Origin of the sequence: Dyadobacter sp. Leaf189, assembly GCF_001424405.1 — a bacterium.
In the GTDB taxonomy this organism is placed as follows: Bacteria; Bacteroidota; Bacteroidia; order Cytophagales; family Spirosomataceae; genus Dyadobacter.
Window position 1 is genome coordinate 183,304 of record NZ_LMPS01000001.1, and the last position, 18,123, is coordinate 201,426.

The following is an 18,123-nucleotide window of genomic DNA, read 5'->3' on the forward strand; positions in this document are numbered from 1 at the left end:
GTTAAAACACGATCAGCTGTCTTCCCAGCCATAATCCGGCGAATGTGGCAAAGAAACAAAGCAGCAGACTTACAAAAATGTTGAGGAATGCTTCTGTCCAGCGATCACTGACGAAGAGCTGGATCGTCTCGTTGCTGAAAGTAGAAAAGGTACTGAACCCGCCACAAAATCCGATTGCTACGAAAGCGCGGTAGTCCGGAATGTTGGTCGAATTACTTAAAGTTGCCCAGCCGGATAGCAGCCCAAGCAGCAAACAGGCAAGAATATTGGCCGTCAATGTACCAACAGGGAAAATTGACGACCATGAAATGAATGCTCTGGCAACACCATATCTTGCCAGACTACCCAAGCCTCCTCCAATAAATATCAGTAATATATTTTTCAAGTCGGCCTGATGTAAGTGTCAGCTTGATTAGAAAGGAAGATCGTCGGATTCGTCCTCTGTGAAAGTAGTAACAGGAGGAAGCGGGCTGCCGCCGGCAGACGAAGAAGAGCCGCCGCTAGTTGCTTTGTCTACTTTCCAGGCTTTTACCTCTGTGTACCACCGGGAATTGTACTCGCGGCTTTCGATATCAATGGAAGCTGTAACCGACTGGTTAATTTGAAGATCAGCCTGGTCTATTTTATCCCCCCAAAGCGAAATGCAGACTTTTTTCGGATACTGAGAAGGTATTTCAAGAATAAATTCCTGTTTACGCCACATTCCATTCTTGCCCTGGCCTGTTACTTCAGGAAGCAAAGCGATCACTGTTCCCGTTAATTCCATTTATTGTTTTGATTTTTAGTGTTTCAAAAAAGGTGATCCAAAAGTAAGATTTTTGAGTTTGAATGGCAACAATCTGCGACTAGCCAATTGCCTGTTCCAGGTCGGCGATCAGGTCCTCTGCATCTTCGATACCTACGCTCAGGCGGATCAATGTGTCTTTCAAGCCCACCTGCTCCCTTTCTGCTTTGGGAATGCTGGCGTGCGTCATACTTGCAGGATGCGTACAAAGCGATTCCACGCCGCCCAGGGATTCGCCGAGAGAGAACAACGTAAGTCGCTCCATGGTGGCGACGGCCTCTTCATAAACGTCGCCTTTTAGCTCAAAAGAAAGCATTCCGCCAAAATCCCGCATTTGCTTCCGGGCTATTTCATGACCAGGATGCGAAGGGAGCCCCGGATAATAAACCTTGCCGACCTTTGGATGGTTTGAAAGCCAGGTCGCAATCTGCATGGCATTTTCACAATGCCTTTGCATCCGGATATGCAGCGTTTTCAGTCCTCTCAAAACAAGGAAGCAATCCTGCGGACCGGGTACCGCGCCAGCTGCATTCTGGATGAATGCAAGTTGCTTTGCCAGTTCCGTATCGTTGGTGACCAATGCGCCCATTACAGTATCCGAATGCCCGCCGAGGTACTTGGTTACGGAATGCATTACAATATCTGCTCCCAGGTCAAGCGGGTTTTGCAGGTAAGGCGAGGCAAATGTGTTATCGACGGCACAGTGGATATTCCGCCCGTTACAAAGCGCAGTGATTTGTTTGATATTAATGATTTTGAGGAGTGGGTTCGTCGGTGTTTCGATCCAGATCATTCTTGTTTTGTCTGAGATAGCTTCTGTCACATTCCCGGCATCGGACATATCCACAAACTTGAAAACTAACCCATAACCTTCATAAATGCGCTTCATGATCCGGTAAGTGCCGCCGTAAATGTCATTGGTGACAATGATTTCGTCGCCTGGCTTGTACAGCCTCAGTACCGCGTCGGTAGCAGCCATTCCGGAGGAAAAGCAAATCCCGTGCTGCCCGTTTTCCAATGCTGCCAATGCATTTTGCAAAGCAGTTCGGGTCGGATTATGGGTGCGGGAATATTCGTAGCCTTTATGCTTTCCCGGACTTTCCTGAACGTAGGTGGAAGTCTGGTAGATTGGCGTCATAATAGCGCCGGTAGTCGGGTCGGGTGTTACACCTGCGTGTATTGCTTTGGTTCCGAATTTCATTGGGATGTTTGTAGTGCCACGAAGACACGAAAATACACGAATAAGACAATTGATAATGCACTTTTATGCTGCCCGGAAATTCAGGCGGCCTGCATAAAAGGCAAGCCCATTAAAAACCTTTTGTACAAACAAGTGGTTATCTGAATGCAGAGACAGCATACTTAGCCGCACTACAGCCGTGGAAAAATCTACTCCCAAAAAATTCTCGTTACCCGTGGTTATCAGTGTGCTGATGACCATTGTTCCACTGCTGACTACTTCGCTTCTCACTGCCTGGGCAATCAATAACGAGCAGTTTCTGCGAGCCATGCCGCTGGGCTGGTGGATTGGGATTACCTTAATACTGACGATTGCGTCTTCAGTAGCACTTACGCCGCCTACCTTTCTTGCACTTGTTTACGGTTATTTTTTGGGTTGGAAATCAATTCCGATGCTGTTCGGGATGAACCTGGGTGCTATCGCATTGATCTACGTTTCTGCCAACTATTTGCATGCTACTTCACTGAGAAAGCACTTAATGCAGATTTATCCGCAGGTTGGAAGCTTGTTAAGTCGCTTTTACAAGAACGAACTGCGGCTGATCTTTTTTGCCAAACTTTCACCTGTTCTTCCATTTGCGATCACCAACCTCTTTTTTGCAATGGCGGGCGCGCGTTTCAAGCAGGTACTTGCCGGCGGTACACTGGGAATGATCCCACGCACAGTTCTAGCTGTTTGGGCTGGGAGAGAAGCTCAGGATATCAGGTACCTGCTGGAGCATCCCAATGAGGGACTTGCTACCAAAGTGGTTTTGGTCCTGCTGATCATCGTTTCTACAATTGGGGTGGGTTATTTCTTTCGGGAGCGAAAAATAGTAGGATAGTTACGCTATCCTTTGAGGAAAATAGCTTCTCTTGCTAAGATCCTACAATAATACGCTACGAAACCATATAAACCCATTGACCTCATCCTGTTTCTTTGTGGTAAAGTTATAATTCATCCAAAATCAGAATGAAATCCTTACCATTTATAGATCTGGTCATTGTGCTAGCCTATCTGGCAGGGATGGTGGGTGTAGGAATTTACTTTTCAAGAAAGAATACGACTGCTGATCAATTCACAAAAGCTTCGGGCCGGATACCGGGCTGGGCAATCGGGATCAGCATTTATGCTACCTTTTTAAGCAGCAACACCTTTCTGGGAGTTCCGGGAAAAGCATTCGGGAGTAACTGGAATTCATTTGTATTCAGTTTATCAATGCCGCTGGCTGCCTGGGTTGCAACCCGGTTTTTTATACCATTTTACAGAAATACGGGCGCTGTTTCGGCCTACACCCATCTTGAACACAGGTTTGGTGCCTGGGCACGGACTTACGCTGTTGTCTGTTTTCTGCTGACACAGCTGGCGCGAATGGGATCTATCTTTTTCGGGATTGCACTGAGTTTGCAGGCATTGACAGGATATGAAATGTCGACGATCATGATCGTAGTCGGGATTTGTATTGTGTTATATACAGTAATGGGCGGAATGGAGGCGGTAATCTGGACAGAGGTGGTACAGGGGGTGATCAAGACCGTCGGCGCATTGGTTATCCTTTATCTGGTGATCGCAGGAATGGACGGAGGTGTATCCAGGATTATGGATATCGGCAGTGCCGAGAACAAATTCAGTCTCGGAACATTTGCGCCGGATTTTACGCAATCCTCTTTTTGGGTGGTGTTGCTCTACGGGTTTTTTATGAACCTGAACAATTTTGGAATGGACCAGAATTACGTGCAGCGCTACCATACTACCACATCGGTAAAAGAGGCTGCCGGGTCGGTCTGGCTCTGTGTTTATCTCTATTTGCCGGTTTCACTGATGTTTTTCTTTCTCGGATCCTGCCTCTACGCATATTACCAGAGTAATCCCGAGCTTCTTGAAACGATTAAAATGCAGGTTGCGACGGAGCGGCTGCCAACGGGAAGTCAGGAAGCGATCAGAGGATTGGCGGCTACATTGGTACCTGCTGATTACGGCGACAAGGTAATGCCGCATTTCATGGTTACGAAAGTGCCCGTAGGATTGCTGGGGCTCATTATCGCAGCAATTATGTCGGCTGCAATGAGCACGATCAGTTCGGGAATGAATGCCTCCGCTACGGTATTTTCAGTTGATATTTATCAAAAATACATCAAGTCGGACTTGTCTCAGAAAGAGTCGCTGCGGCTGTTATACATTGCTACAACGGTGTTCGGCTTGCTGGGCATGCTGACAGGAATTGCGATGATCGGAGTGAAAAGCGTATTGGATGTTTGGTGGATGCTGTCCGGTATTTTTGCCGGCGGAATGCTCGGATTGTTCCTGTTAGGGATTATTTCAAGACAAACCCGGAATGCGGAGGCATTAACCGCCACGCTGATCGGCATTGTAGTGATTATCTGGATGACATTCTCAGGCCAGCTACCCGGTGAATATGCATACCTCCGTAACCCATTGCACCAGAACATGATCATGGTGATAGGAACGCTCACGATCTTTTTGATAGGAATGCTACTGACCAGGCTGAAAAGAAAACGAATTGCCGAAAGGGAAGTGATACTGGACAATAAATAAATGCGCTGCGCAAAAACGGAGAGTCAGGCTTATATTATTTCAATAACAACACCAATTTTAATTGTTACTCAACATGACAAATGCACAAACGTCACGTTCGCTGCCGCAGGGGTTTATTCCGGTTATGCTTACACCCTTTCTGGAATCAGGAGCAGTCGATTTTGAAGGGCTGAAAATGCTGACTGAAATGTACCTTGAAGCAGGTTCAGCGGGGCTGTTTGCCAACTGCTTGTCGAGTGAAATGTTTGAATTAAGTGAATCTGAGCGTCTGGAAGTAACTCAGACCGTTGTGGACCAGGTCGCCGGAAGAGTGCCGGTGGTAGCCACAGGAACCTTGGGCGGATCGGTTGAGCAACAAGCAGATTTTGTGAAACGTATATACAATACCGGGATAGATGCTGTCATCGTAATTACAGGTTTGCTGGCTGAGGAGCAGGATCCGGAGGAGGTATTTGAAACAAATGTGAAAAAGCTGCTGGCTCTTACAGAGGAGATTCCGCTTGGCTTTTACGAATGCCCGGTTCCGTACAAGCGGTTAATCGACAGCAAATTGCTGGGTGAGCTGGTACAGACCCGGCGAATTGTTTACCATAAAGATACCTGTCTCGATATCGGAGAAGTTGTTAACCGCATTAAAGCGACGGAAGGATTCAGGTTTGGTTTGTATGATGCATATATAGTGAATGCAACTGCCTCGCTCCGGGCCGGGGCTGCCGGGTTATCATGCATTCAGGGCAACATATATCCCGAACTCGTGGTGTGGATATGTAATCATTACAATGATGCATCCCGCACCGCAGAGGCAGACAGGTTGCAGGCATTCTTTAATGATTCAATGGATATCGTGCATACAGCCTACCCGGTTATTGCGAAGTACTGCCTTCAAAAACGAGGTTTCCCTATTTCACTTTATACCAGGAGAGAAGTGGATGCATTGACCGAAGAAGTGAAGGATCGTGCCGATAAATTACTGGCAGAAGCGGACCAGCTTCGCAGTGAGCTTGGAATTGACAGCGTTTTTAAGAGCAGCTTCGCAGTGCCTTTGAAATAATACAAACATTTAAATCAAAAAATCATGGCCTTCCCGACCCAGCAGATTTTGCACCGCATTACCGAAGGAGATAAGGTCGCGTTTACGCAGCTTTGCACCTATTTTCGTGAACCTGCCATGAGCCTTTGCAGGGTTATTTTGAAAGATGAAGGTGAGGCAGAGGCAGTAACAAGTCACGTTTTTGAGAAAATCTGGGAAGACAGGATCAGGTTGGAAGCGGAAGAGAATTTTCAATCATACCTGTTCCTTAATTTAAAAAATCAGATTTTTACGGAGATGAGGAAGTATCAGGACCTTGACGTGCGACAAGCCTATCTCGACAAAATGGGTGCAGTCCACAGATCCTAGTGAAAGTGCACAGGCTTGTAGAACTTTTTGACAAAAGACCGGATAGATAAACAAATATTACTCTTTAAATGAATAGCAGACAGATACCTAAACCCTGTCACACTGGACATTTGAAATGAAACCTCATTTTCACAAAGTTCCGATACCTTCGCGAACTTCATTCAGCATCCGCCATGAAAAAGACGCCGGCTTTGGTACAGTCTGGCATTATCACCCTGAGCTTGAATTGCATTATCTGGTAAGAGGCAAGGGAGTACGCTTTATTGGTGACAGTATCAGCAATTTTTCAGACGGCGAGCTGATCCTTTTGGGAGAAAATCTGCCGCATACCTGGCGCGTAGAGGAAGGCGCGGCCAACACAGCTGTTGAAGTAGTTATTATCCATTTCCTGCCGAATTGCCTTGGTGGTGATTTTTTGCTTCTACCAGAAGCTTACCAGATCCCTAAACTTTACGAAAAAGCGAAGCGCGGACTCCTGATTTCGGGCAGTGCAAAAGAGAAAATAGTCGAGTTGATGTATTCCACCGTGAATGCACAAAACCTTGACCGGCTGATCGCGCTTTTGTCTATTTTGAAAATACTGGCGGAAACAACGGAATACGAGACCATTGCTTCTGCTCACGCATTTTATAAGTCGAACGATTCTGAAACGCTGCGGCTTAACAAAATTTACGCATACACATTGTCCAACTACCGGAACGACATCACATTGCAAGACGTGGCTTCCATCGCTAATCTTGGGATAACATCGTTTTGCCGGTACTTCAAGTTAATGACCAAGAAGACTTACAATGATTTCCTCGTGGAAATACGCATTAGTCAGGCTTGCAGGTTATTGATTGAGGATAAGTTGGCAACAGAGGTAATCTGCTTCGAATGCGGTTTCAACAATGTCTCTAATTTTTACAGGCATTTCAAGAAGGTAACAGATATGACTCCGCTTGAATACAAAAGGAAGTATTTGTATAAAACCACACCTGAGATGATCTGAGCGCTATTTGTAGTGTTTTAAATTAAATATCAGCGGTTGGTACGGAAGGCTAATGGTCTTCGATTAGGGAAGTATGTTTTGTGTCTTTCATGCGGATATAGATCACCAGCGATATGAAAATGCAGATGGTCACATACCAGTAATAGTAGCTTTCGTGTCCCAGGTTTTTAAACCAGAGTGCAAAATATTCCGCCGTTCCTCCGAAGATTGCGACTGTAAGCGAGTAGGGGAGCCCCACGCCCAGTGCCCTGACTTCTACTGGAAATAGCTCGGCTTTTACCACCGCATTAATGGAAGTATACCCGCTTACAATGATCAGCGCGGCCATTAAAAGCGCAAATGCCGACCACATATCCGTTGTTTTGCTTAATGTAGTTAAGAGCGGGTAAGTGCAGATGGTACCCAGTACACCAAAAGATATCAGCAATGGGCGCCTGCCGATGCGATCGCTTAACGCGCCGAAAAGCGGCTGCAACGCTGCGAAAATGAAGAGAGAGCAAAAGGTGAGGATCGTAGATTGGTACTTGGTAAGCCCGACGGTGTTGACCAGGAACTTCTGCATGTAAGTGGTATAGGTATAAAAAGCGAGCGTGCCGCCGAGTGTCAGACCGATTACAATCAATATTGCCCGGGGATGTTTGAGCAGCTCTTTCAATGAGCCTTCTTTTTTTACTTCCTGTGTTTTTGTCTGAAATGCTTTTGTTTCAGTTAAATGTGCGCGCAGGTACAGGGCGATCAGTGATAATGCGGCACCGAAAATGAAGGGAATGCGCCAGCCCCATTCGTGCATTTGCTTGTCAGTAAGAAATATGTTTTGAAGGATCAGCTGCAAGCCAAGTGCAATGAGCTGTCCACCGATTAATGTCACATATTGAAAACTCGAATAGAAACCACGCCGCTTCTCAGTTGCTACTTCGCTCAGGTAAGTGGCCGAAGTACCGTACTCGCCGCCTACGCTCAATCCTTGCAGCAAGCGCGCGATCAGCAGCAGGATTGGCGCTAAAATACCGATGCTGTTGTACCCCGGTAAAAATGCGATGAGCAGAGAGCCGAATGACATCAGTAACACCGACAATGTCATCGCGACTTTCCTGCCTCTCGTATCAGCCAGTTTCCCGAAGACATACCCGCCGATTGGTCGCATTAAAAATCCGACTGCAAAAATACCTGCTGTGTTGATCAGCTGTACCGTCGGGTTGGAGTCCGGGAAGAAGGTACTTGCGAAATAGAGCGAAAAAGCGGAGTAGGCATACCAATCGTACCATTCAACCAGGTTCCCGGCGGAGCCGCCGATGATCGCCTTTAACCGCCAGTTGGTGTCATTTTGAGGTAAATGTTGCTGCATAACGTCAGATGGGTGTCTGACAAGTTACTCAAATAATGTACAAATCCACGCAGCAGAATGTGCAACCAGTTGCGAGTGGCCGCTTTTTAGACGGATAGTCTGATTAGCAGGCAGCAACCTGGCTAGCTTGCTGACGGTGTGAGGTTTTAAGAGCTTGTCAAACTCGCCGGTAAACAGAAATATACGTGCGTTGTGAGCCTTTGCAAGCCTGCCTATTTGGGGAATGTCAAACCGGAGATTCTTGAATGCAATCCACGAACGTAGAATAGCGCTCCGTTTTTCTGGTGTGTTGAGAACGTGTTGTGTAAAGCGGACCAGGCTGCTGTTAACGAGGTTCAATTTCTCGAGAATCAGGATTGTTTTAAAGAAGAATGCAGGTTTTTGCATTACCTGTCGAAAAAGTGACCGGCCGAATGCATTCCGCGTTGCAATGGAGTATAGGGGATTTTCAGAAACTCCGTCCGGGGCAATGAGATAAACATTCCCGATCCTGTCCGCAAAAGCTTCCAGCGTAGCCAATGCAAATCTGCCGCCCATACTGAAACCCATGACATCGAAATCGACAATATTGTTTTTGATTAAAAAGTCGCTGAGCAACTCTTTCCAGAATGGTTTTGAAATGATGTCAACTTTTGAGTTTGCATTGCTTGCGTGGAAAAAGAGGTCGAATGCGTAAATGGTATAGTGCTTTCCCAGTAAGTGTTCGACAGGCTTAAAACAACTCAGTCCATCCTGCCCTATACCGTGAAATGCGAGGAGAATGCGCGGACCCTGGCCGAGTTTGTGGCAGGGGAGATTTTGAGCTATATAATTACTCATAAGCATCTCGGCGGTACTTAACACCGGAAATTTCAACAATCCGGATTGTATCTTCAATTAAATATAGCACCCGATATTCTTCCCTCTGATTTCAATTGAGCAATAAGCTCGTCAAAAGGAATTGAATATTCTCTTCTCCTTTCTTCGGCAGTTAACGCATCCAGAAAATCTTCAACAATTTCGCTATGTTCTTTTAAGTCAATGACTATATCGGTCTTCTGACCTTTGTCATTTGTGATATATCTGATACCAGTCATAATTCTGCTGTTTGATTAGACATTTAACAAAAAACAGTAAAACCTCCAACCCGATAATCAATCGGCAATCGGAGGTTTTTCAATTACTCAGGATTCCATCAAATAAGCCTTGATGAAATCATTGATTTCACCATTGAGTACCGCATCCGTGTTGGAAGTCTGATGGTCAGTCCGGTGGTCTTTTACCCGGCGATCATCCAGTACATAGCTTCTAATTTGGGAGCCCCATTCAATTTTTCGTTTGGATGCTTCCACCTCTGCGCGTGCTGAGTTGCGCTTTTCGAGCTCGATCTGGTACAAGCGCGACTTCAAAAGCCTGATCGCCACTTCTTTGTTCATCAGCTGCGACCGCTCCTGCTGGCACGCGATGATAATGCCAGAAGGTTTGTGATGCAGACGGACCGCAGTCTCCACCTTGTTCACATTCTGTCCACCTGCGCCGCCTGAGCGATACGTATCCCAGGTGATATCTGCCAGGTTTACGTCAATTTCGATATTATCATCAGCCAGCGGATACACATACACCGAGGTAAAGGAAGTGTGGCGCCGCGCATTTGAGTCAAACGGCGAAATGCGCACAAGCCTGTGTACACCGTTTTCAGATTTCAGGTTACCATAAGCATATTCGCCGTCGATTTCCAATGTGACAGATTTTACTCCTGCCACGTCACCGTCCTGCAAATCCACTTCACGTACTTTGTAGCCATTTTTCTCCGCCCACATGATGTACATCCGCATCAGCATCGAAGCCCAGTCCTGCGACTCGGTACCACCGGCGCCTGCATTAATTTCGATCACGGCAGGCAGCTCGTCGCCTTCTTCGCCCATCATTTTCCGGAATTCAATTTCTTCCAGCTTGTCTGAGAGCTTTTTACCTTCTTCGTCTACCTCTTCTTCGGTAGCTTCTTTTGCTTCATAAAATTCCCAAATGGTATCCAGATCGTCGCGGAGGCGCGCCAGTTCTTCGTAGCCATTTGTCCAGAATTTCAGTCCGCGGATTTCCCGCATTGTTTTTTCGGCACGTTCTGAATCATTCCAGAACTCCGGTTGAACAGTTTGCTGTTCAAGATCTTCTAGTTGTTTTTTACGGTTACCGTAGTCAAAGATACCTCCCCAAAGCCTCTACACGGGCCTTCAAGTCTTTCAATTGCTCTGCTGTCATTTGAAGTTTTTGAATGTTAAGTTGAAAAAATGGCAAGCTAAAACGTTGTTGAATACTTTGTCACACTGAGCGGAGTCGAAGTGAAATAGCGTAGTGCCTTCACTTCGACTCCGCTCAGTGTGACAAAAAGTGGTCAACAGCGGTATCAGCGGGCACTGTTAGTTACAAAGGTATAACAATTCGGGGTAATGGTCGGTTTCGTTCAAATAGCCGGTATTGTCCGTGTAGGCATTCCGGCAAATCGTCTTAACTTTGCGAGAAATTTAGTGTACCCATTTCTTATCAATAAAAATACCAGAAAATGGCTCAAACATATGATGTGATTGTAATTGGTAGCGGCCCCGGGGGATATCCGGCAGCCATTCGTGCTTCCCAATTAGGACTTAAAGTTGCAATTATCGAAAAAGAAAGTCTGGGTGGAATATGCCTTAACTGGGGTTGCATTCCTACCAAAGCGCTTTTGAAAAGTGCTCAGGTTTTTGAATACATTAAGCATGCAAAAGACTACGGGATCAATGTAGGCGAATCATCTGCTGATTTCTCTGGGGTAATCAAACGCAGTCGCGGGGTTGCCGATTCGATGAGCAAAGGGGTATCCTTCCTGATGAAAAAGAATAAGATCGACGTTATCATGGGCGCCGGTAAGGTGAAGGGGCAGAAAACGGTTGAGGTTACTGATAAAGACGGTAAGAAAACGGATTACACTGCCAATAAAGGTGTGATCATTGCAACAGGTGCACGTGCGCGCGAGTTGCCAAATATCAAGATCGACGGACAGAAAATCATTGAATACCGCAAGGCAATGAGCCTTGAAAAACAGCCTGCATCTCTATTGGTGATCGGTTCTGGTGCAATCGGAATGGAGTTTGCGTATGTATACGCTTCCATGGGCACGAAAGTTACCGTGGTGGAATTCCTTCCAAACCTGGTACCGGTAGAAGATGAGGAGATCTCAAAAGAGATCGCCAAGCAATACAAAAAGCTGGGTGTGGATACCTACGTAAATTCTACGGTTGAGAATGTAGATACCAGCGGAAACGGCTGCGTTGTTTCGGTGAAAACGCCGGACGGACAAAAGTCTTTCCAGGTAGATGTAGTGCTTTCAGCAGCAGGTATTGTTTCCAATATCGAGAATATCGGTTTGGAAGAAACAGGTATCAAAACCGAAAAAGGCAAAATCGCGGTTAACGAATGGTACGAAACCAGCGTTCCCGGTTTCTACGCAATAGGTGACTGTACACCTGGCCCGGCATTGGCGCACGTCGCTACTGCCGAGGGTATCATTTGTGCTGAAAAAATTGCAGGACACAAAACAGAGGCACTCGACTACGGTAACATCCCAGGATGTACTTACTGCCAGCCGGAAATTGCGTCTGTTGGCTACACAGAAAAGAAAGCAAGAGAAGCAGGTTACGATATCAAAGTGGGTAAATTCCCATTCAAAGCTTCCGGAAAAGCAACTGCTGCCGGTGCAACGGACGGTTTCGTTAAAGTGATTTTTGATTCTAAATACGGCGAATTCCTTGGCGCGCACATGATCGGTACCAATGTAACCGAGATGATCGCCGAGGTAGTAGTAGCCCGCAAGCTGGAAACAACTTCGCACGAGATCCTGCGGTCAATCCACCCGCACCCGACTATGTCTGAGGCTTTGAAAGGCGCAACAGAAGCGGCTTACGGAGAGGCGATTGACTTGTAAGAAATAGCCTTTAATGCTGAAAGTAGGGTATTCAAGAAATTGGATACCCTATTTTTTTAATGATTTTGTAAATTTGGGTTACAAGACCTTCTGCATCATATCTCAGCGTTTAAAATCTTTATTCTTGAAAAGTGCCACTTACACGGGTGATTTCGACATTTTGTGGAAAAAAGAACGGGAAATCAAGGCCCGTTGGGGGAACCTCATCTTTTGCATAGCGTTCCTCCTGGGTTACCCCGCCACTTCACTCCTTTATCTGCTGCGGAACAACCCTGCATTCGCCGAAATACTCACAGTTGAACTCGTTTTCAGCTTTGTGTCGCTCGTGCTCCTGTTTCTGCATCTGAGTGGCCGGATTTCCAGTCAGAGATCTTCATTTCTGACCTACTTAGCCCTCATTCCTATTCACGCATACATTCTTGCCACTGTTCCACACGACTATTACGGCCGGGCTACATTCAATATGACGCTCGCTCTGATATTTACATTCTTCATGGTGCGTTGGCCGGTTTGGAAGGCGGTAGTAGCCACTGCGCTCATATTAATCAGCTTTCCCATCGCCTTATACGCGCGACACCCGGAGTTTTTCTTTCAATTTTTGCGCGAAGGCGGTTTGTTCTTTTTTATGGGGCAGCTCCTTTTTCCATTTATCATGCTGTTGAATGAAAAAAGAGACAAGCGGGAGTTTTTTTACAGATATACCCTGGCTACCCAAAACGAAAAGCTTGAAAAACAAAAGCAAATCGCAGAGAATGCAACCATAGCAAAGTCGGAGTTCCTGTCAACGATGAGCCACGAGATACGTACTCCGCTGAATGGGATTGTAGGTATCGTCCATCTTCTGCAGGAAAATAAATCAAGGGATGGTCAGGAGCAGGAGCTCATTGAAACATTGAAATTCTCGGCCGCGCACTTGATGGCGGTAGTCAATGATATTCTTGACTTCAATAAAATTAATTCAAACCACGTCAAGCTGCATTCCGAAAGCTTTGATCCCGAATTATTGTTCAAAAACCTCTATAACACATTTGTCCCGAAAGCGAGAGAGAAAAACCTCGAACTGCTGTTTAATATTCCAGAATCCCTGCCGCAGCTTACAGGCGACCAGACGCGATTGAGCCAGGTAATTACAAATCTGGTACATAATGCGATCAAGTTTACAGACCGTGGTTTCGTTAGTTTTTCAGTGGCAGAAGTGAGCCGGACTGACTCCATCATTACGCTTGCATTCAAAGTTTCCGATAGCGGGATCGGTATATCAGAATCGCAGCAATCCAATGTATTTCAGATTTTCACGCAGGTTAAGAGTCTGGTTAAAAGGCAGGATAGTGGTACCGGGCTAGGATTGGCAATATCCAGGGAGCTTGTTCGCCTCTTTGGCGGAGAGATCAAGCTGGAAAGCCGGCTGGGCAGCGGCTCTTCATTCTCATTTCAAATCGAATTGCCTTATTCTGTCAAAAAGGCGCCTCAAGTGCCAGTCGAGAAGCTACCCACTGCCCATTTCAATCTCAACTCCAGAATATTGCTGGTGGACGACAACGCCACCAACCTGATGCTCGCGACAAGACTTCTTGAAAGAAAAAAAATCCCGTTTGACCTGGCGGCAAACGGGAAGCAGGCGGTGGATCTGTATCTCGAAAAAGGCCACGAGCTGATCTTCATGGATCTGAGAATGCCCGTAATGGATGGTTTCGAAGCCACAAAGCAAATCCGGACGCTGAATCCTGATGTGCCGATCGTGGCATTAACTGCTTCTGCATTTGAAGATGAACGGGAGCGGGCATTATCCAGCGGGTTCAGCGACTATCTTGTCAAACCGTTCCTGCCGCCTGATTTTTACAAGATTATCGCACTTCATATCGGAGTCGAAAATGGCGGATTGCCATAATTCGCGCCTACTTCACTTTTTGCCTGCGCTGCATTGCTTCGCGCCAGGTAGTCAGTACAATGCCTTCTTTTTCAATGTATTTTTTCAATTCAGGATCTATCATCGCGAGAAAATCACCTTCTCTCGTCGGCCATGAATCTGATATTTTCGGGAAAACTTCGGTGTGAATGGTGCAATGCATGATCACCATTGTAAGTCCGGGTTTTAGTTTGCCAAAAGCTTCAATGTACTTTGCTGTCTTGTATCGTTGCATTGCCTTCTCCGACTTATCGCCATTTTCAGGGCCTTTCCAGCCATAGCTGCTGTTTTCCAGATCATCGAGTACGGGCAGGCCTGCATTCCAGAGTTGCTGTCCAACTTTTTGCGTCATTTCAAATTGCTCGGCAACCAGCTTTTCTTCCGCACGCACCGCAGTATTGTGACCTCCGGGAAACATGACTGGGATTTTTTCCTGCATTCCTACTTTAAGATACCGCTCGATGAACTGGGGTGTAGCAAACAAGGTCCCCATATGTGAATCGAGGTGCGTAGGTTCAAAGCCCATTGACCTGGCACGGTCGAGCTGTGCACGGATCTCCTGCTCTACTTCGTCAGGCGATGCATTTTTTACCACCTCGGCAACACTGGGCCACAAAGCGCCCTCGGGATCTGTTAAGCCTTTTACCTGTTGTTTCCCCGCTAAAGGTCCCCAGCGATAGTCTTTCCATTCAGAAGTCAGCGTCAAATGCAATCCCGCGTCGAGGTCTTTATTTTCTTTCCAGTATTTGACAAAGCCCGGTACCCAGCCGCACGGCATCATCACGCTCAGCGAATTGGCAACTCCCTCCCGGATCGCACGGATTGCACCCTGGTTTGACTCGTAACTCATTCCTACATCGTCGACATGGATAATCAGGACCTTTTTACCCTTGGGATAACCCAGCTTTTCGGCATAGGTCTGCCCGGCGCTTTGCGAAAAGGCAACTGTTGAGAAACAGATCATGATCAGGAGCAGTGTTACGTTCATCATGCATTTTGGTTAAGTTTATGACTAACAACCTTACATGCCATGAAGAATTATGTACTACTGATTCTACTGTTTTAATTGTCCGCTCAGGTAGGGCAAGATGAGTCGGGATATTACCTTATCAACAGCATTCCTTCTCCAAAATAATAATCTGTACCCTGGTTAATGGAAGAAAAAGCAATTGCTACATCTTCATCAGCAGTTGTGTACCGGATCATCATTTCGCTGGCCGGTACCGAATCGAAGTTATGACCGTAAGCAGATTTCAACGTTCGTATCTTTTCAGACAGATCCCAGGTGTTGAGCTTACTTCCATTTTTGTAAAGATGAATAAACCGTCCATTCGCTGAAACGTCAAGTTTGTATGGGCCGGATTTTAACTGCGTTGACTGATTTAGCTGAAAGTATGCAAGTTGGTTGAAGCCTGAGATCGACAAGGTAGCATTCTCATTTTCAGGGGATCGGGACGAAAAATTGGCGTAATTTCCATATCGTCCCAAGTTATCGGGCTTGTTCACCACGTGCCCGGCCAAGATCTGCCTCATTTCTTCATAATGCTGATAATCCGTTTTGTATTTCTTTTTCAATCCTGGAAAATACTTTTCCAATCCTTTCTGTTTGCGTGTATTGAAAAACTGAATGATCGATTCTAATTGCCGGAAATCTTCTAGATCAACTGATACTTTCCCGGATATATGTCCACTTGAATTCAGCATTTTGTTGTCTTGAAGTATTTTCTCAAAAGTTCGGATTTGGCTATGTCTGGCGACAACAAAGATGTTCCAAGGTCCGATTGCCAGCAATAATGCGATGGCAGAAAGGGAGACCGGTATCCACCTGATATCCGCCAGTTTATTGACCAGGAAATAAATGGTGGTTCCCGCCAGCCAGAATGCCAGAACAGCTATGATATACCTGTTTTCAGTAATACCGTAATCATTGATCCTTCTGAAAATACCTATAAAAAGCAGTACAATAAGGGGGAGGAGCGCGAGGTAAAATCTTTTGGAAAATAGCCTCACCCATTTTTCCCTGACCGATTCCCTCAAAGGGTGCAGGAGCAATAACGCAAGTATCCCCGCAATCGAGAACGCCATAACCAGATAGGCAACTCCTCCATCCGGCAGTTTCCATTTAAAAAGAATCCGTACTGTGTAGGCGTACAGGATGACCATGTAAACTACTTCCAATGGCAGCAGAACATATTGTGTAAATATTTTCAGTCCCGCGGGATAGTTGGTTTCGTCGTTCAGTGAATGCAGATTTGCAGGGATCTTACTAAGAAAGAACAGCGAATGAAAAACGACGGCGATTAATACAAAGAGGTCGCTTTCTATTTTAATGAGATAGGTAATGTTGAAAAGGTATTCGACCGTTTTTACAGCAATGAGCAACCCGATATATAAGGTAATGGCATACAATGATGCATTTAGAAATTGGAGAAAAAGTGTCTTGTTGAACTGCCAGAAGCCATTTGACTGACTTTTACTTAAAAACGGGGCGTATGCAACGAAGAAGTGACATGCAACCATGAAAAGCATAAACCTGTAAAAATCGATCGAAGAGGGTTCATTGGGAATAGTAAAAAAATAGAGCGCGAGAATTGCTGAGAGCAACAGGTTTATCCCAATCACCAAAGAAGGTTTCCAATGTTTTTGTTCCGAAGTCAGCTGAGTAGCGATCAGCAGCGGAGTTGCCAGAAAAAGAGGGTACACCAGGCGGATCATCAGATTTACTTCCTCAGCATTACCTACCGATTCAATATACCGCCATAACACAGCCGCTTTACAGATTGCTGCCGCTGCCACCCAAGGGGAAACGCCTGATCGTGTGGGTAAGTTGATCGGTTACTATTCGAATGGAGGGTAATTTGATCATGGCTGGCGGGATTCTTAACGTGTGAAATGTATTCAGAAATCCAGGTCAAATTAGTCCCTCATAGTTTCAAACACAATACCCCATTTTACTTTCACGTTATCTGCCAGATTAACGCACCCCCTAATTTTGCTTTATGATAAACATCCGGTACTCCCTGGCGTGTCTTTTGTTATTGACGATAACAGCTGCCGACGCGCAACATTTTGCATTAAGCCGGCTCTTTTATCCTAATCTTACATTAAAAGCAGATTACTACGTGCCTTCCAGCCTCGATGGTGTGCAGGATTATGGCATGTCAAGAACCGGGTTCCTGGGAGTTATTCCGTTGCAAAGTGAGGTGCAGCTGGGATTCAGCTTGCGAAAAAAGTTTGACTTACGTGCGGTACATACCGTGGCTATCGCACAATACACTCAGATCCAGCCTACTATCGACACTAAGAATGTTCCTGGAAATGGCTACAAGACACTTTCACTCGGCATTATCAGGTTGCAGGCGAGCATCAAGGACCGGCTCTGGGCCTATGGTGGGGGTTTGGGGATGACGGAGACAAACGAGACATTTTTTAGTCCGCAGCCATTTTTCTGGGGAGGTGCCGCGCGGATGCATATTCTTGGTTTAAGAACGCAGATTGCCTACGGATCAGTCATTGCTTACAATCAGAAATTGCGTTTCGTGCCGGTATTCGGGGTCAATAAGGGTTTGGGAAAACATTGGCGGGCTTCTGCATTACTGCCTTTTGTGGCCAATGTAAACTATAAGGCAACCAAGTGGTTCAATGTGGATATGTTTGGCGGGCTGAATGGGTACAGCGGCGGTTTTCAGTTTCAGACACCCGAAGAGAAAACCCTCAGAAGAGAAAATTACCGGCATATCAAAATCGGAATGTCGGCCAATGCTCACCTTTTCAGCGTAATAAATGTCTCACTTGAAGCTGGTGTTACTACCTTCCGGCAGCTTCGTACATTCAACAGCGCAAGGGAAAATCTGACTTCCTACACACCGGCTACAACGCCTTACATTGGCGCGAGCGTACGCTACATTACAAGCCGGTCAAGTCTTTCTTCCAAGTTTATCAAGAGAATGGGCCTCGGACAGACTGGTATTAACTGGTAATCGCGT

Annotated in this window: 17 protein-coding genes; 8 read left to right on the plus strand and 9 right to left on the minus strand. The window is 46.1% G+C overall.

Annotation, left to right across the window (positions count from 1 at the left end):
• Window position 1 precedes the first annotated feature (1 nt).
• The 3 genes from crcB to ASG33_RS00865 all read right to left on the minus strand — a co-directional run bounded on the left by crcB (window position 2) and on the right by ASG33_RS00865 (window position 1,985).
• The gene (crcB, locus tag ASG33_RS00855; protein WP_056279361.1) at window positions 2-385 is read right to left on the minus strand and encodes a fluoride efflux transporter CrcB; all 384 of its coding nucleotides are present in this window, start codon (window positions 383-385) and stop codon (window positions 2-4) included.
• A gap of 27 nt (window positions 386-412) precedes the next feature.
• A complete protein-coding gene (locus tag ASG33_RS00860) occupies window positions 413-766 on the minus strand; it encodes a DUF3127 domain-containing protein (RefSeq protein WP_056279363.1) in 354 nt (117 codons plus the stop codon).
• Window positions 767-845: 79 nt separating this feature from the next.
• Window positions 846-1,985, minus strand: a complete 1,140-nt coding sequence (locus ASG33_RS00865) for a cystathionine gamma-synthase (protein WP_056279365.1) — start codon at window positions 1,983-1,985, stop codon at window positions 846-848.
• 178 nt (window positions 1,986-2,163) lie between these two features.
• Between ASG33_RS00865 and ASG33_RS00870 the strand changes: the two genes are divergently transcribed.
• The 5 genes from ASG33_RS00870 to ASG33_RS00890 all read left to right on the plus strand — a co-directional run bounded on the left by ASG33_RS00870 (window position 2,164) and on the right by ASG33_RS00890 (window position 6,949).
• Complete coding sequence (locus ASG33_RS00870; RefSeq protein WP_229238520.1) at window positions 2,164-2,847, plus strand: TVP38/TMEM64 family protein; 684 nt, start codon at window positions 2,164-2,166, stop codon at window positions 2,845-2,847.
• A gap of 128 nt (window positions 2,848-2,975) precedes the next feature.
• Window positions 2,976-4,559 (plus strand): sodium:solute symporter, encoded by a 1,584-nt coding sequence (locus tag ASG33_RS00875; RefSeq protein WP_056279368.1) that lies wholly within the window; start codon window positions 2,976-2,978, stop codon window positions 4,557-4,559.
• A 73-nt stretch (window positions 4,560-4,632) separates the two neighbouring features.
• Entirely contained in the window at window positions 4,633-5,610 is a 978-nt protein-coding gene (locus ASG33_RS00880) for a dihydrodipicolinate synthase family protein (protein ID WP_056279370.1), read from the plus strand.
• A gap of 24 nt (window positions 5,611-5,634) precedes the next feature.
• On the plus strand, window positions 5,635-5,958 hold the full coding sequence (locus ASG33_RS00885; RefSeq protein WP_056279372.1) for an RNA polymerase sigma factor: 324 nt from the start codon (window positions 5,635-5,637) through the stop codon (window positions 5,956-5,958).
• 115 nt (window positions 5,959-6,073) lie between these two features.
• Window positions 6,074-6,949, plus strand: coding sequence for an AraC family transcriptional regulator (locus ASG33_RS00890; RefSeq protein WP_056279374.1), 876 nt, complete (start codon window positions 6,074-6,076; stop codon window positions 6,947-6,949).
• A 49-nt stretch (window positions 6,950-6,998) separates the two neighbouring features.
• On the opposite strand, the gene ASG33_RS00895 is transcribed toward ASG33_RS00890, so the two are convergent.
• From ASG33_RS00895 to prfB, 4 genes are all read right to left on the minus strand, one after another.
• A complete protein-coding gene (locus tag ASG33_RS00895; RefSeq protein ID WP_056279376.1) occupies window positions 6,999-8,294 on the minus strand; it encodes an MFS transporter in 1,296 nt (431 codons plus the stop codon).
• 24 nt (window positions 8,295-8,318) lie between these two features.
• Window positions 8,319-9,113: an alpha/beta fold hydrolase gene (locus ASG33_RS00900; RefSeq protein ID WP_056283076.1), complete on the minus strand. Its 795-nt coding sequence runs from the start codon at window positions 9,111-9,113 to the stop codon at window positions 8,319-8,321.
• A 53-nt stretch (window positions 9,114-9,166) separates the two neighbouring features.
• Window positions 9,167-9,370 (minus strand): hypothetical protein, encoded by a 204-nt coding sequence (locus ASG33_RS00905; RefSeq protein WP_056279377.1) that lies wholly within the window; start codon window positions 9,368-9,370, stop codon window positions 9,167-9,169.
• A gap of 87 nt (window positions 9,371-9,457) precedes the next feature.
• Window positions 9,458-10,532 (minus strand): peptide chain release factor 2 gene (prfB, locus tag ASG33_RS00910; RefSeq protein ID WP_157474498.1). Its coding sequence is split into 2 segments (ribosomal slippage): window positions 9,458-10,471 and window positions 10,473-10,532, totalling 1,074 coding nucleotides; the frame shifts between segments, so codons are not numbered across the junction.
• A 301-nt stretch (window positions 10,533-10,833) separates the two neighbouring features.
• Between prfB and lpdA the strand changes: the two genes are divergently transcribed.
• The gene (gene lpdA / locus ASG33_RS00915) at window positions 10,834-12,231 is read left to right on the plus strand and encodes a dihydrolipoyl dehydrogenase (RefSeq protein WP_056279381.1); all 1,398 of its coding nucleotides are present in this window, start codon (window positions 10,834-10,836) and stop codon (window positions 12,229-12,231) included.
• A 124-nt stretch (window positions 12,232-12,355) separates the two neighbouring features.
• On the plus strand, window positions 12,356-14,119 hold the full coding sequence (locus tag ASG33_RS00920; protein ID WP_162242713.1) for a response regulator: 1,764 nt from the start codon (window positions 12,356-12,358) through the stop codon (window positions 14,117-14,119).
• A gap of 7 nt (window positions 14,120-14,126) precedes the next feature.
• Here the strand turns inward: ASG33_RS00920 and ASG33_RS00925 are convergent, their stop codons facing one another.
• Together ASG33_RS00925 and ASG33_RS00930 are read right to left on the minus strand one after the other, a co-directional pair.
• A complete protein-coding gene (locus ASG33_RS00925) occupies window positions 14,127-15,125 on the minus strand; it encodes a polysaccharide deacetylase family protein (RefSeq protein WP_056283078.1) in 999 nt (332 codons plus the stop codon).
• 113 nt (window positions 15,126-15,238) lie between these two features.
• Entirely contained in the window at window positions 15,239-16,933 is a 1,695-nt protein-coding gene (locus ASG33_RS00930) for a DUF4153 domain-containing protein (protein ID WP_056279385.1), read from the minus strand.
• A gap of 203 nt (window positions 16,934-17,136) precedes the next feature.
• Here ASG33_RS00930 and ASG33_RS00935 point away from each other — a divergent pair, with 203 nt between their 5' ends.
• Window positions 17,137-18,117, plus strand: a complete 981-nt coding sequence (locus ASG33_RS00935; RefSeq protein WP_056279386.1) for a hypothetical protein — start codon at window positions 17,137-17,139, stop codon at window positions 18,115-18,117.
• Window positions 18,118-18,123 lie beyond the last annotated feature (6 nt).

Bases quoted from the DNA above. Each gene is read 5' to 3' on its own strand.
- ASG33_RS00875 (WP_056279368.1), top strand. From the start codon at position 2,976: ATGAAATCCTTACCATTTATAGATCTGGTCATTGTGCTAGCCTATCTG.
- ASG33_RS00885 (WP_056279372.1), top strand. From the start codon at position 5,635: ATGGCCTTCCCGACCCAGCAGATTTTGCACCGCATTACCGAAGGAGAT.
- lpdA (WP_056279381.1), top strand. From the start codon at position 10,834: ATGGCTCAAACATATGATGTGATTGTAATTGGTAGCGGCCCCGGGGGA.
- ASG33_RS00860 (WP_056279363.1), bottom strand. From the start codon at position 766: ATGGAATTAACGGGAACAGTGATCGCTTTGCTTCCTGAAGTAACAGGC.
- ASG33_RS00880 (WP_056279370.1), top strand. From the start codon at position 4,633: ATGACAAATGCACAAACGTCACGTTCGCTGCCGCAGGGGTTTATTCCG.
- ASG33_RS00895 (WP_056279376.1), bottom strand. From the start codon at position 8,294: ATGCAGCAACATTTACCTCAAAATGACACCAACTGGCGGTTAAAGGCG.
- ASG33_RS00935 (WP_056279386.1), top strand. From the start codon at position 17,137: ATGATAAACATCCGGTACTCCCTGGCGTGTCTTTTGTTATTGACGATA.
- ASG33_RS00900 (WP_056283076.1), bottom strand. From the start codon at position 9,113: ATGAGTAATTATATAGCTCAAAATCTCCCCTGCCACAAACTCGGCCAG.
- ASG33_RS00865 (WP_056279365.1), bottom strand. From the start codon at position 1,985: ATGAAATTCGGAACCAAAGCAATACACGCAGGTGTAACACCCGACCCG.
- ASG33_RS00925 (WP_056283078.1), bottom strand. From the start codon at position 15,125: ATGAACGTAACACTGCTCCTGATCATGATCTGTTTCTCAACAGTTGCC.
- ASG33_RS00905 (WP_056279377.1), bottom strand. From the start codon at position 9,370: ATGACTGGTATCAGATATATCACAAATGACAAAGGTCAGAAGACCGAT.
- ASG33_RS00890 (WP_056279374.1), top strand. From the start codon at position 6,074: ATGAAACCTCATTTTCACAAAGTTCCGATACCTTCGCGAACTTCATTC.